The 13054-nt window shown below is 62.3% G+C and carries 11 protein-coding genes; 6 read left to right on the forward strand and 5 right to left on the reverse strand.

Annotated features, from left to right (window positions below):
- The first annotated feature begins 13 nt into the window (after positions 1-13).
- Together ACJ8HB_RS17530 and ACJ8HB_RS17535 are read left to right on the forward strand one after the other, a co-directional pair.
- Positions 14-790: an SDR family oxidoreductase gene (locus tag ACJ8HB_RS17530; RefSeq protein WP_033653222.1), complete on the forward strand. Its 777-nt coding sequence runs from the start codon at positions 14-16 to the stop codon at positions 788-790.
- 77 nt (positions 791-867) lie between these two features.
- Positions 868-1722, forward strand: coding sequence for a co-chaperone YbbN (locus ACJ8HB_RS17535; protein WP_033647233.1), 855 nt, complete (start codon positions 868-870; stop codon positions 1720-1722).
- A 283-nt stretch (positions 1723-2005) separates the two neighbouring features.
- On the opposite strand, the gene cfa is transcribed toward ACJ8HB_RS17535, so the two are convergent.
- The 5 genes from cfa to ACJ8HB_RS17560 form a co-directional block, all read right to left on the reverse strand.
- On the reverse strand, positions 2006-3157 hold the full coding sequence (gene cfa, locus ACJ8HB_RS17540; protein ID WP_033637384.1) for a cyclopropane fatty acyl phospholipid synthase: 1152 nt from the start codon (positions 3155-3157) through the stop codon (positions 2006-2008).
- Between the two features lie 194 nt (positions 3158-3351).
- Entirely contained in the window at positions 3352-4254 is a 903-nt protein-coding gene (locus ACJ8HB_RS17545) for a carbamate kinase (RefSeq protein ID WP_047568940.1), read from the reverse strand.
- 21 nt (positions 4255-4275) lie between these two features.
- The gene (locus ACJ8HB_RS17550) at positions 4276-5145 is read right to left on the reverse strand and encodes a DUF2877 domain-containing protein (RefSeq protein WP_047568942.1); all 870 of its coding nucleotides are present in this window, start codon (positions 5143-5145) and stop codon (positions 4276-4278) included.
- Between the two features lie 16 nt (positions 5146-5161).
- Positions 5162-6427: a DUF1116 domain-containing protein gene (locus ACJ8HB_RS17555; protein WP_015376903.1), complete on the reverse strand. Its 1266-nt coding sequence runs from the start codon at positions 6425-6427 to the stop codon at positions 5162-5164.
- Positions 6428-6436: 9 nt separating this feature from the next.
- The gene (locus tag ACJ8HB_RS17560; protein WP_047568944.1) at positions 6437-8104 is read right to left on the reverse strand and encodes an acyl-CoA synthetase FdrA; all 1668 of its coding nucleotides are present in this window, start codon (positions 8102-8104) and stop codon (positions 6437-6439) included.
- Positions 8105-8462: 358 nt separating this feature from the next.
- On the opposite strand from ACJ8HB_RS17560, the gene allD reads away from it, so the two are divergent.
- The 4 genes from allD to allE all read left to right on the forward strand — a co-directional run bounded on the left by allD (position 8463) and on the right by allE (position 13031).
- Positions 8463-9512, forward strand: a complete 1050-nt coding sequence (gene allD / locus ACJ8HB_RS17565) for an ureidoglycolate dehydrogenase (RefSeq protein WP_047568946.1) — start codon at positions 8463-8465, stop codon at positions 9510-9512.
- Positions 9513-9684: 172 nt separating this feature from the next.
- On the forward strand, positions 9685-10932 hold the full coding sequence (gene allC, locus ACJ8HB_RS17570; RefSeq protein WP_047568948.1) for an allantoate deiminase: 1248 nt from the start codon (positions 9685-9687) through the stop codon (positions 10930-10932).
- Positions 10929-12188 (forward strand): MFS transporter, encoded by a 1260-nt coding sequence (locus tag ACJ8HB_RS17575; protein ID WP_047568949.1) that lies wholly within the window; start codon positions 10929-10931, stop codon positions 12186-12188. The genes allC and ACJ8HB_RS17575 overlap by 4 nt, the downstream gene beginning before the upstream one ends.
- A 57-nt stretch (positions 12189-12245) precedes the next feature.
- On the forward strand, positions 12246-13031 hold the full coding sequence (gene allE / locus ACJ8HB_RS17580; protein WP_033637377.1) for a (S)-ureidoglycine aminohydrolase: 786 nt from the start codon (positions 12246-12248) through the stop codon (positions 13029-13031).
- Positions 13032-13054: the final 23 nt, after the last annotated feature.

Here is a 13054-nt window from a genome sequence, read left to right on the forward strand (position 1 = left end):
ACTAGGTAAAGTTATGCAAAAAGCAGTATTGATAACCGGCTGCTCCAGCGGAATTGGATTGATTGCGGCGCAGGATCTGCGCAACCGCGGCTACCGGGTGCTGGCCGCCTGCCGCAAGCCGCAGGACGTGGAAAACATGCGCCAGCTCGGGCTGGAAGGCATCGAGCTGGATCTGGACGACAGCGCCAGCGTCGGGCGCGCCGCCGCCGAGGTGATCGCGCTGACCGGCGGCCGTCTGTACGGCCTGTTCAACAACGGCGGCTTCGGCGTTTACGGCCCGCTCAGCGGCATCTCGCGCAGCCAGCTGGAGCGGCAGTTCGCCACCAACCTGTTCGGCACCCACCAGTTGACCCAGCTGCTGCTGCCGGCGATGTTGCCGCACGGCGAAGGGCGCATTATCCAGACCAGCTCGGTGATGGGCCTGGTCTCCAGCGCCGGGCGCGGCGCCTACGCCGCCAGCAAATTCGCGCTGGAAGCCTGGTCAGACGCGCTGCGCATGGAGCTGCACGGCAGCGGCATTCAGGTCAGCCTGATCGAACCGGGGCCGATTTCCACCCACTTTAGCCAGAACGTCAATCAGACGCAGAGCGACAAACCGGTGCATAACCCCGGCATCGCCAAGCGCCTGACGCTGCCGCCGGAGGCCATTCTGCCCAAGCTGCGCCACGCGCTGGAAAGCCCGCGCGCCAAACTGCGCTACCCGGTGACCCTGCTGGCGCACGCCATGAGCGTGCTGCGCCGCATTCTGCCGGGCCGCTGTCTGGATTGGCTGCTGCGCAGCAACGCTTAATTCGCCCGCCGGGGTTGAAGAATGGCGGCGCGCCCCCATCTACACCCCATGGCTCCGCACGATCAGAGAGAAAAAAGATGCTAGCTCAAGCTGTTGTTGATATTAACGAAACTAACCTGCACCAGACGCTGGAACAGTCGATGTCCATTCCGGTGCTGTTCTACTTCTGGTCCGAGCGCAGCCAACACTGCCTGCAGCTCACGCCGGTGCTCGACAAACTGGCGGCGGAATACGCCGGCCAGTTCATTCTGGCCAAGGTGGACTGCGACGCCGAACAGATGATCGCCTCCCAATTCGGGCTGCGTTCCATTCCGACCGTCTACCTGTTCAAAGACGGTCAGCCGGTCGACGGCTTCCAGGGCCCGCAGCCGGAAGAAGCGATCCGCGACTTGCTGCAGCGTTTCCTGCCGAAGGAAGAAGATCTGAAACTGGCGCAGGCGCAGGAACTGCTGGCCGCCGGCAACGCTGCCGAAGCGCTGCCGCTGCTGAAAGACGCCTGGCAGAGCAGCCAACAGCGCAGCGATATCGGCCTGACCCTGGCCGAAACTCAGATCGCGCTCAGCCGCAGCGAAGACGCCGAAGCGGTGCTGGCAACCATCCCGCTGCAGGATCGCGATACCCGCTATCAGGGCCTGGTGGCGCAGATTGAACTGTTGAAGCAGGCGGCGGACACGCCGGAAATCCAACAGCTGCAACAGCAGGTGCAGCAGCAGCCGGGCAACGTCGAGCTGGCGGTGCAGCTGGCGCTGCAGCTGCATCAGGTCGGGCGTAACGAAGAAGCGCTGGAACTGCTGATGGGGCATCTGAAGAAAGATCTGGCCGCCGCCAACGGCAACGCGCGCAAGACCCTGATGGACATTCTGGCCGCGCTCGGCACCGGCGACGCGCTGGCCGCTAAGTATCGCCGCCAGCTGTACTCCCTGCTGTACTGATATACCCTTCGTCTTTCCAGCCGCATCGTTGTTGGCTGCACGTTCGAACCCCAGTCACTTAGTTATCTAAGCTCCTGGGGTTTCTCACGTTTGCCGCCTAGACGCAACTGGAAATCCATTGGGTATATGTGTTGTCCCAAAGTAAATATTGAAGGGTATCCCCTAAATAGTTCGAGTTGCATCAAGGCGGCAAGTTTGTAAGTCCCCGGGAACTTACTCAAGTAAGCGACCGGGGCGCGCAAACGCAGCCAACACAGATGCAGCTTGAAATATGACGGGGATATCAGCGATAGACCCGCACCCCGCCTTCCACGCCCGCCGGGCTGAACAACACCTGCCACAGCTGAATGTTGCGCGAACGGAACGCGCCGGCGCAGGCGTTCAGGTAATAAGTGAACATGCGTTCGAAGCGCTCGGAATAGCCGCCGGCCAACTCTGGCCATGCCCGTTTGAAGTTCTCCAGCCAGGCCATCAGCGTGCGATCGTAATCGGCGCCAAAGTTGTGCCAATCCTCCATCACGAAACGCCCTTCGCTGGCCTCGGCGATATGCCGCACCGAAGGCAGGCAGCCGTTGGGGAAGATGTATTTGTCTATCCAGGCGTCGACGTTGAGATCGGTCTGATTGGAACCGATGGTGTGCAGCAGGAACAGGCCGTCGGGCTTCAGGTTGCGCGCCGCGACGCTGAAATAGGTCTCGTAGTTTTTCGGCCCGACGTGCTCGAACATGCCGACCGACACGATGCGATCGAACTGGCGATCCAGATCGCGGTAATCCTGCAGCAAGATCTCGACGTCCAGCCCGGCGCAGCGTGCCTGCGCCAGCTTCTGCTGCTCGGCCGAAATGGTCACGCCGTGCACCGAGACGCCGTAGTTTTGCGCCGCAAACTGCGCCAGCCCGCCCCAGCCGCAGCCGATATCCAGCAGCGTCATGCCCGGTTTCAGCTGCAGTTTTTCGCAGATCATCCGCAGCTTGGCCTGCTGCGCCTGCTCCAGCGTCTGCGCCTCTTTCCAGTAACCGCAGGAGTATTGCATGTAGGGATCGAGCATCGCCCGGAACAGGTCGTTGCCGATGTCGTAGTGCTCTTTGCCCACCTGCCAGGCGCGCTTGCGCGATTGGCGGTTGAACAGCCGGGCATAGGCGATGCGCGCGATGTCGCTCAGGCTTTTCGGCAGCCGCTCATCGACGCCGGCCTGCAGAATGCGGGTGAACAGCATGTCCAGCCGTTCGCACTCCCACCAGCCGTCCATATAGCCTTCGCCGAAACCGAGCGAGCCTTCCTGCAAAATGCGTTTGAACAGCGCCGGGTTGTGCACCCGGATATCCCAGGCGCGCGGGCCGTTGATGGCGACGCCGGCTTCCGCCAACATCTCCTCCACAATGCGATACCAGCGATCCTTCTTCTGGGCGAGTTCATCAACACTGAGCGAATCCATAACAATCCTTGGCCGAAATGTCATTTCAAAAAGCATAGTCGCAAATAAAAATGACAAATTTTTGACGGTAAATACCGGGGTGTTTTTACTCTAGCCAAGGCGAGCAACATCATGAAATGAATAAAATTTATTGAAATCATGCCATTTAGGCATACTTATCCGCGCCAGCGCGGGCGCGGATAAACCGACGGCGGCTAAGGCAAAATAGAGGTGCCGGCCTGGCCCGCCAGCACCGCGTCGATATCCTGCAGGCCACCGATATGGGCCGTCCGCCCGGTGCGATCGACGAAGCGGCTGACCGCCATGATCTTCGGCCCCATGGCGCCGTCCGCCACCGCCATCGGCGCCAGCTCCTGCGTGGTGGCGCGCCGAATGGCGCGCTGGCGCGGCGTGCCCCACTCCTGATACACCGCGTCGGCGTCGGTGAGGATCACCAGATGATCGGCTCCCACCTGCTCCGCCAACAGCGCCGCCGCCAGATCTTTGTCGATCACCGCTTCGCTACCCGTCAGCCCACGCTCGCCGGCGATCATCGGGATGCCGCCGCCGCCGTTGCAGATCACGATGTGCCGCTGCGACAGCAGCAGCGTGATCGCCTCGATGTCGAGGATCTTTTGCGGCGCCGGCGAAGGCACCACCCGGCGGATGTAGTTGCCGTCCGTCTTCAGCGTCCAGCCGTATTTGGCCTCCAGCGCCTGCCGCTGTTCCGGCGCATACACCGGCCCGATGAACTTGCTCGGCGCCTGATAATCCGTATCCTGCGCATCCACCAGCACCCGCGTCAGCAGCGTGGACACCGGCTGCTGCGGATGGCTGGCGCTCAACTGCTGCGCCAGCATATAGCCGATCATGCCCTGGCTTTCGGCCACCAGAATATCCAGCGGATAGGGCGGCACGTCGCGGTACGCCAGGTTCTGCAACGCCAGCAGCCCCACCTGCGGCCCGTTGCCGTGTACGATGGCAATGCGGTATTTCTGCGCCAGCTTGCCGATGGCGTCGGCGATGAGGGCGATGCTCTTATACTGATTTTCCGCAGAGAGCACGGCTCCGCGCTGCAACAGGGCGTTGCCGCCCAACGCAATGACCAAAGTTTTCATGGTTTGCACCCGTAGTTGAAATCATACCGTTCCGGCCGGATCCGCGATCCGGCCCTCGTGTTCACACCGCGCGCCGCACAGTGCGTTAATCGTCGTCACCCCCAGCCACACGCCCAGCAGCGTGTCCGCTCCCGAAAAGTGCCCCAGGCTCAGCACCGCCGCCACCGCCGCCGATACCTCTTCAGGCGCCCGCAGCCCCCGCGCCAGCGCATGCAGCGGCGTGGCGAACACGCCCTGTTCGGCGTAACGCAGGTAGTGCGCACTCACCAGCGTGGTCAGCGCGTCCAGCGGTGGCGTCTGGGCGAAAAACGGCGCCAGCCCGGTAACCGGGATGCGGCTGTCGAGGTAGGCGCTCAGCAGCAGGCCGAGCAAGGTGTCGTCGCTGCTCGGCGTCAGCCCCGGCCCCTTGCCCAGCGCCTGGCGCCAGTCGACCGTGTCGCCCCGCAGCCAACGGGAAAAATCCCGCGCCAGCGCGGCCGGCTCCGGCGTTAACGGCCGCTTCACCAATCGGCCCAGCTCGCCGTGTAACCCGCACTGCGCCGTGCAGCGCTGCAATACCGCCGTCAGCGGCCGATCGGCAATGGCCGCGCGCGGTGTCAGCGCCAGATCCCGCGCCGCGGCGGCGGGCCGCACCAGGAACCCATCCAACGTGATGCCTGCGGCGGAGAAGGCGCAGCGTCGTACAGACGGCACCGCACGCCGCACGCGATCGAAATCCCGCGCGCTGAGCTGCCACCCCATCGGGCTCAGGCCGCTGCCGGCGCGGTGCAGCGTCAGCAGCCGCGCGCGTTCCGTCAGGAAATTGATCGCGTTGTTGAAGCTGCCGACGCAGCGCAGCGCGTCGTAGTCTTGCGTCGCATGGCGGCTGCCGGCCAACGCGATAATGTCCATACGCCCCTCCGTTCGCTTACGCCGTGATGCCGAGCTTATCGGCCAGCGCTTCGATCGCTTTCTCGAAGCAGCCGAGCGGCGCGCGCACCGTGCCGGCGCCAATTTGCCCGACCCCGGCTTCGCGGTGGGCGATGCCGGTGTTGATCAGCGGCGTGATGCCGGTTTCCACCACCCGCCGCGCATCCAGCCCCAGGCAGGCGCCCTGGAAGTCCCAGGTCGGGATCTGCAGCATCATGTTGCGCTCGAGGTAGATCTCCGCCATTTCCTCGGAGATGTCGGTGGCGGCGCTCATGCCGCCGGAAGCTCCGACGAAGCGCGTCACGCCCGGTGCCGCCACCATCGCCGCGCCGCCAATGCCGAAGGTTTCGGTGATCGCGCTGTCGCCGATGTCCGGGTTGGCGTCCGCCTGGCTGAAGCCGGAGAAGAACAGCCCTTCCGGCGTATTGACGGGGGCAGTGAACCAACGATCGCCCATCCCGCTGATCTTGATGCCGAAGTTCTTGCCGTTGCGGGTCATTACCGTGACGATGGTGCCCTGCTCAATCTCCGCCCCGGCGTCCATCGCCGCCTTGCAGTAGGCCATCGCCAGATTGAGGAAGAACTGATCGGTGATACTGAGAAACTGCATCACCTGCGCCAGCTCCGCCTTATCGCGCGGCAGCAGGCTAATCTCCGGCGCCAGCCTGCGCATCAGCAGCGCCGAGGCCGCGATATTGCGCTGGTGGAATTCGTCCCCCATGCTGATCGCCTGCGCCATCAGCGCGGTCAGATCGATCCCTTCCTCCAGCGTCGCCAACACCGCTTTCAGCACCGGGGCCAGCGAGTCGCGCATCCAGCGCAGGCGCTGCTGCACATCCTCGCCGTAGGCGCCGAAGCGCATCACTTTACCGATGCCTTCGTTCATGTTGCAGTAGGCGTAATTGCCGTGAACGGTGTTCCTGACCACCACCATCGGCATGTGGGCCGAGGTGATGCCGCCCATCGGCCCCACCGCGCTCACGCTGTGGCACGGGATGAACTCGATCTCCCCCTGCTCCAGCAGCGCCAGCGCCTGCTGCTCATCCTGCGCCCAGCCTTCGAACAGGCAGGCGCCGATGCAGGCGCCGCGCACCGGGCCGCTCATCTCTTGCCAGGTGACCGGCGGGCCGGCGTGCAGCAGCTTGCGTCCTTCGGCCAGCTGCGGGATCAAACGGTGCGCCAGATCCACATCCTGCCAGTGCGGGCGCGCCTCGCGGATACGGGCGATAACGGCGGCGTTTGCTTGCTCAATCGTTGCGTACATAGCGGTTCCTTACTTTAATTTTTTCAAGATGTTGGCTAATCGTTGATCGCCACCGGCCACCGGCGCCCACTGGTAATGCACCACCGGAATGTCGCTGGTTTGCAGGTCATCGGCGAAGCTGCGCAGCCCGGCGTTGATCACCGCGACGCCGTCCAGCAAGGCCGGCCGTTCGCGTTCAGGTGCGGGTAAGACGGGGGTAATCAGCTGGTGCGCCAACGCGACCGCCGCCGGCAGCGACGGCATCACCGCGATGCCGGCTTCCTGCAGGGTGGCGATTTGCCGCGAGCGCTGCTGTGGATCCTGTTCGGTGCCGGTGACGGTGGCGATCGCCGCCAGCGGGTGGGCCGCGCCGCGCACCGCACGCACGTTGGCCACCTCGACCGCCAGCGACGCCGCCGGATCGTCCTGAGCGCCGAAGCCGATCACCACATCCAGCAGCAACACGCCGGTCTGCGGCTGCTGCGCCAGGCGGGCGATTTCTTGATTGCGGGCGGTCGGGTCAATCATCGGGTGCGGTCGCCCCTGGGTATAAAAGTCATCGCCCATGTCGATGATGCGATGGCCGTCGGCCACCAGCATGGCGCCGCGCGGGTGCTCGCTATCCACCGGCAGGGACAGTTTTTCCGCCAGCAACATCGCGCATTCGGCCGCCAGCGTGCCGCCGGCATACAGCCCGGCGATTTTGCCGCCGGGCACCGCGGGCTGTTGCGCCGCCTGTTGCTGCACGTAGCCCAGCATCGCCGCCAGCCGCGCCGCTTCATCCAGCGTGGCGGCGAACGTGATGTTGCCCTCCTGACGCACGGCGGACTGCGCGCCGAGGAACAACGCCACCACCGGCTTGCCGAGCGCTTTCATCTCGTCAATCACCCGCTGGCGCACCTCGGGTGCCGGCGGTTTGGACACGAACGCCAGCACCAGACTCTGCGGATCCGCCGCCAGCATGCGCAGCGCGCTGATGGCGCTGATACCGCCGATCTCCGCCGTCAAATCCCGCCCGCCGAGGCCAATGGCGTGCGAGATGCCTTGGCCTGCCAGGGTAATTTGCGAAATAAGCTCCTGAATGCCGGTGCCGGAGGCGCCCACTACGCCGATAGATCCGGCGGGCGCCACGTTGGCGAACGCCAGCGGCACGCCGGCGATGCAGGCGGTGCCACAGTCCGGCCCCATCACGATCAGCCCGCGCTCGCGCGCCTTGGTTTTCAGCGCCACTTCCTGCGCCGGGCTGACGTTGTCGGAGAACATCATCACGTTGCAGCCGTCTTCCAGCGCGCTATCCGCCAGCTCCGCCGCATATTCGCCGGCGATCGAGATCAGCGCCAGATTGGCGGCGGGCAGCTTCTGCCTGGCGGTGCGCCAGCTGCGCGCCCGCAGCAGTTTTTTGCCGCCCTGGCTCCCCTGCGCAATCGCCTTGAGCGCCGTCTCCAGAGCCGCGCCGATCTCCTCGGCGATCGTCTCGTCGGCGGACTCCGCCTTGATCGCCACGCAAATATCGTTCGGCGTCGCTTCGCTAAACTGCGGATGCCAGAAACCGGTCACCTCCAATAAGGATTTATTGGCCGGTGTCCCCATCATGACGGATATTTCCTCGACCTTGGGAGATTCACTGAGTTTGCGGGAGATCAACATCAGGCTGACGGAATCCTGAAAGCTCCCCTTTTTAATAAAAGCATGGATCATGGTGATATCCTTAAGACAGCATTTAATAATATCGGCAATATTTCCCGCACCGGCGGCACGGCGACGCATTGAATTCAGCGAAAAGGTTAATTATCAAGCTACAAATTAAAACCGCGCCCCGAGGTGAGTACGGTCACACTTTATCCATTGTTAGAAAAAATAACTTAATCACCTGAATATTAGTTAATCCAGAAGGGAAAAAGCATTTATAAAAAAACTTCTAACAATGGCGATTTAATTCAACGAATTTTTAATCCAATCGGATAAAACGCATCTGGATCACATTATTCCCCCCCGGTATTTATACATTACAACGCAGAGGCGAATTAAATAAACCGTAGTGATAAAAGGACTGTATATGAAGGTCTCTAAACAACAATTACATCAGCTTATCCAGCAAAAAATTCACGCCGCCGGCTTGAGCCAGGAACACGCCGGCATCGTCGCCGACGTGCTGGTTCATGCCGATGCGCGCGGCATTCATTCTCACGGCGCGGTCAGGGTCGAATACTATTCCGAACGCATCAGCAAAGGCGGCACCAATAATCACCCGCATTTCACCTTTGAGAAAACCGGCCCCTGCAGCGCCATTTTCGACGGCGACAACGGCGCCGGGCACGTGGCGGCCAAGCTGAGCATGGATCGCGCCATTGAAATGGCGAAAGAGAACGGCGTGGCGGTGGTGGGCGTGCGCCGCATCGGCCACAGCGGGGCGCTGTCGTACTTCGTGCAGCAGGCGGCGCGCGCCGGCATGGTCGGCATTTCGCTGTGCCAGTCCGATCCGATGGTGGTGCCGTACGGCGGCGCCGAGGTCTACTACGGCACCAACCCCATCGCCTTCTCCGCGCCGGGCGAAGGCGACGAGCTGATCACCTTCGATATGGCCACCACCGTGCAGGCCTGGGGCAAAGTGCTGGACGCCCGCTCGCGCAACGCCGCCATCCCCGACACCTGGGCGGTGGACGCCGAGGGCAAGCACACCACCGATCCGTTCGCCGTCAGCGGGCTGCTGCCGATCGCCGGGCCGAAAGGCTACGGCCTGATGATGATGGTCGACGTGCTGTCGGGCATTTTGCTCGGCCTGCCGTTCGGCAAACACGTCAGTTCGATGTATCACGATCTCAGCGCCGGCCGGGAATTGGGGCAATTGCATATCGTCCTGAACCCGGATTATTTCACCAACGAATCTGCATTCCGTAAAAATATCAGCCAGGTCATGAAAGAGTTGAATGCCGTTAAACCGGCGCCGGGCGTCAGCAAAGTGCTTTACCCGGGGCAGAATAGCCATGCGCGTGAAATGGAAAGCGAGAAAAACGGTATCGAAATCGTCGACGATATTTATCAATACTTAATTTCAAATGCTATTTACCAGCGTTCTTACGACCATAAAGATCCCTTCGCCAGTTAACGCACTCTTATTATCGTGGGCTTTTTACGCCGCGGCTCGCGGTTGATATTTCTGAGCCGGGGAGAAAAAAGAAAACCTTCATCAGCGCGCTCAGCGCAATAGGTCGGCCGGCGGCGAATAGCCTCCGCCCTGGCCGCATCGCCGCTGAGACACAACATGCGGGCAGGTAAACATGAAAGACTTCCAACAAGAAATCCGTGATATTTCCGGCTGGTTATCGAAAATCGGCGCCGACCCCAGCGGCGGCATGACGCGTCTGCTTTATACCCCGGAATGGATCGAAGCGCAGCACGCGCTGAAAAACGCCTTCGAGGCCGCCGGACTGCGCACCCATTTTGATGCAGTCGGCAACCTGTTCGGCCGGCTGGAGGGCAACAAATACCCCGACCAGGTGATTCTCTCCGGTTCGCACATCGACACGGTGGTCAACGGCGGCAACCTCGACGGCCAGTTCGGTATCGAAGCCGCCTTCATGGCGATCAAACACCTCAAGGACACCTACGGCCCGCCGCTGCGCAGCCTGGAAGTCATCGCGCTGGCGGAAGAAGAAGGCAGCCGCTTCCCTTATGTGTTCTGGGGCAGCAAGAACATCGTCGGCCTGGCCCGGCGGGAAGACGTGCAGCACATTACGGACGCCAAGGGGGTCGGCTTCGTCAACGCCATGCGCGACGCCGGTTTCGATTTCCCCCCGCCGCATCAGCCGCTGCGCAGCGACATCGCGGCCTTCGTCGAGATCCATATCGAACAGGGCAAGGTGCTGGAAACCGAAGGCAAAACCATCGGCGTGGTGACCAGCATCGTTGGCCAACGGCGTTATGACGTGCGGCTGCAGGGCGAAGCCAACCACGCCGGCACCACCCCGATGAGCTATCGCCGGGATACCGTGCATGCCTTCAGCCGCATCTGCTGCGAATCGATCGCCAAGGCGCGCGCCGAGGGCGACCCGCTGGTGCTGACCTTCGGCAAGGTGGAGCCGAAGCCGAACACCGTCAACGTGGTGCCGGGCTTCACCCACTTCACCCTCGACTGCCGCCACACCGATCAGGCCGCGCTGCTGCGCTTCACGCAGGAGATCGAGCAGGATATCCAGCGCATCTGCGCCGAGATGGGCATCGAGGCCGAGATCGATCTGTGGATGGACGAAGCACCGATCCCGATGAACGAACAGCTGGTGGCCTGCGTCAGCCGCCTGTGCGAAACGCAGCGGCTGAATTACCGCATGATGCACAGCGGCGCCGGACACGACTCGCAAATCTTCGCCCCGCGCGTGCCGACGGTGATGATGTTCGTGCCGAGCATCGCCGGCATCAGCCATAACCCGGCGGAAAAAACCGCCGTCGCCGATTTGAACGAAGGGGTGAAAATCCTGGCGCAGACGCTGTATCAGCTGGCCTACACCGAACAGGGGGCCGAGGCATGAGCAACGACATCGACCCGCGCTACTGGAAAAAGATCGTCGTCGTGCTCTGTCTGGGCTGGGCGGTGATCTGGATCTATCGCACCGTCCTGACGCCGATTTTCCCCGAGATCCAACAAACCATCGGCGCGCACTCCAATGCGGAAATGGGGCTGATCGCCAGCTTCTACTTCTTCGCCTACACCGGGATGCAGATCCCGGCGGGCATCCTGGTGGACAAATTCGGCAAGAAGGTGGTGCTGATCCCGGGCTTCTGCCTGTTCATCATCGCCACGCTGCTGATCGGCAACGCCACCAGCCTGACCATGGTCTATGCCGGCAGCCTGCTGGCGGGCATGGGCTGCGGCTCTTACTACGGCTCGGCCTACTCCCTGTCGTCGGAGAATATCCCGCTGGAACGCCGTGGCCTGGCAACCGCGGTGATCAACAGCGGCTCGGCGCTCGGCATGGCCATCGGCCTGATCGCCTCCAGCCTGCTGGTGAAAAGCTTCAACATGAACTGGCAGATCATGCTGTTCATCATCACCGGCCTGCTGGTAGTGATGACGCTGGTGTTCGCCGTGGTCATCAAAGGCTCGCAGCCTCACGCCGCGGCGGCCGTCAGCCAGACCGTTGCGCCGACGGCTGCCGAGCCCGAGGAGGACGGCCAGCCCAGCGGCCTGTTCAGCCTGCGCATGATCTCCGCCTACGCGATGTACTTCGCCACCTGCTACGGCTACTACATGATAGTCACCTGGCTGCCCTCGTTCCTGCAGCAAGAGCGCGGCTTTGAAGGGGTGGCCATCGGCTTCTCCTCCGCCCTGGTGGCGTTCGCCTCGGTGCCGGGCGCGCTGTTCTTCAGCCGCATGTCCGACCGTTTCCGCAACAAGAAGGTGCAGCTGATCATTTTCCTCGAGCTGTGCGCGGCGGTGATGCTGGTTTGCACCGTCATTTCGCCGGACTCCACCATGCTGCTGATCAGCCTGATCCTGTACGGGTTGCTGGGCAAGCTGGCGGTCGATCCGATCATGATCTCCTTCGTCGCCGACAACGCGCCGAAGAAAGGCTATGGCACCAGCTTCGGCGTGTTCAACTTCTTCGGCATGTCCTCGTCGGTGATCGCCCCCTTCCTGACCGGCGTGATCTCCGACAGCACCGGCTCCAAGGTGATGGGCTTTTACATCTCCGCCGCCATCCTGCTGGTGGGCACCGCCATTTTCTTCACCGTCAACGTCTTGATGAAACGCACTACGCCAACCCGAACGGCCACCGAGGCCTGACGGCGCTTTTTTACCGGGCGCCGCCGCGGCGCCCTTTCAACGATCAGGAGAATCAACGTGGGTTACTTCAACAATCAAACCGGATATCCAACCGACATTCTGTCAACGCGCGCCATCATCAAACGCGGCAACTATGCGCTGATCCCGCCGAACGGCCTGGTGCGCAACGTCATTCCCGGTTTTGAAAACTGCGACGTCACCATCTTGTCGACGCCGAAACTGGGCGCCACCTTCGTCGATTATCTGGTAACGCTGCACGACTGCGGCCGCAACACCAAAGGCTTTGGCGGCGAAGAGATCGAAACCTTCGTGTACGTCATCGACGGCGCCATCACCGCTTCCGCCGACGCCACCGACTACCCGCTGACCGCCGGCGGCTACCTTTACTGCCCGGCGGGCGTCACCCTGCGGCTGGAAAACGCCAACGGCGGCCAATCCAGCCGCCTGTTCCTCTACAAGCGCCGCTACCAGCGCATCAAGGGTTACGAGGCGCACGTCGTCAGCAACAACGTCGCCAACCTGGAAAAGATCCACTACGAAGGCATGAGCGAGGTGATCCTGCAGGATCTGCTGCCGAAAGATCTGGGCTTCGACATGAATATGCACATCCTCTCCTTCGCCCCCGGCGCCAGCCACGGCTACATCGAGACCCACGTGCAGGAGCATGGCGCCTACATTCTCAGCGGCGCCGGCGTGTACAACCTGGACAATGAATGGATGCCGGTGAAGCAAGGCGACTATATCTTCATGGGTGCCTATGTGCAGCAGGCAGGCTATGCGGTGGGCCAGGAAACCTTCAGCTACATCTACTCCAAGGACTGCAACCGCGACGTCGAGCCGTAAGCGCTTCGCCGCCAAAACCAAGG

The organism is Serratia sp. CY27727, from assembly GCF_052169275.1.
In the GTDB taxonomy this organism is placed as follows: Bacteria; Pseudomonadota; Gammaproteobacteria; order Enterobacterales; family Enterobacteriaceae; genus Serratia; species Serratia sarumanii.

Bases quoted from the DNA above. Each gene is read 5' to 3' on its own strand.
- ACJ8HB_RS17530 (WP_033653222.1), top strand. From the start codon at position 14: ATGCAAAAAGCAGTATTGATAACCGGCTGCTCCAGCGGAATTGGATTG.
- ACJ8HB_RS17535 (WP_033647233.1), top strand. From the start codon at position 868: ATGCTAGCTCAAGCTGTTGTTGATATTAACGAAACTAACCTGCACCAG.
- cfa (WP_033637384.1), bottom strand. From the start codon at position 3,157: ATGGATTCGCTCAGTGTTGATGAACTCGCCCAGAAGAAGGATCGCTGG.
- ACJ8HB_RS17545 (WP_047568940.1), bottom strand. From the start codon at position 4,254: ATGAAAACTTTGGTCATTGCGTTGGGCGGCAACGCCCTGTTGCAGCGC.
- ACJ8HB_RS17550 (WP_047568942.1), bottom strand. From the start codon at position 5,145: ATGGACATTATCGCGTTGGCCGGCAGCCGCCATGCGACGCAAGACTAC.
- ACJ8HB_RS17555 (WP_015376903.1), bottom strand. From the start codon at position 6,427: ATGTACGCAACGATTGAGCAAGCAAACGCCGCCGTTATCGCCCGTATC.
- ACJ8HB_RS17560 (WP_047568944.1), bottom strand. From the start codon at position 8,104: ATGATCCATGCTTTTATTAAAAAGGGGAGCTTTCAGGATTCCGTCAGC.
- allD (WP_047568946.1), top strand. From the start codon at position 8,463: ATGAAGGTCTCTAAACAACAATTACATCAGCTTATCCAGCAAAAAATT.
- allC (WP_047568948.1), top strand. From the start codon at position 9,685: ATGAAAGACTTCCAACAAGAAATCCGTGATATTTCCGGCTGGTTATCG.
- ACJ8HB_RS17575 (WP_047568949.1), top strand. From the start codon at position 10,929: ATGAGCAACGACATCGACCCGCGCTACTGGAAAAAGATCGTCGTCGTG.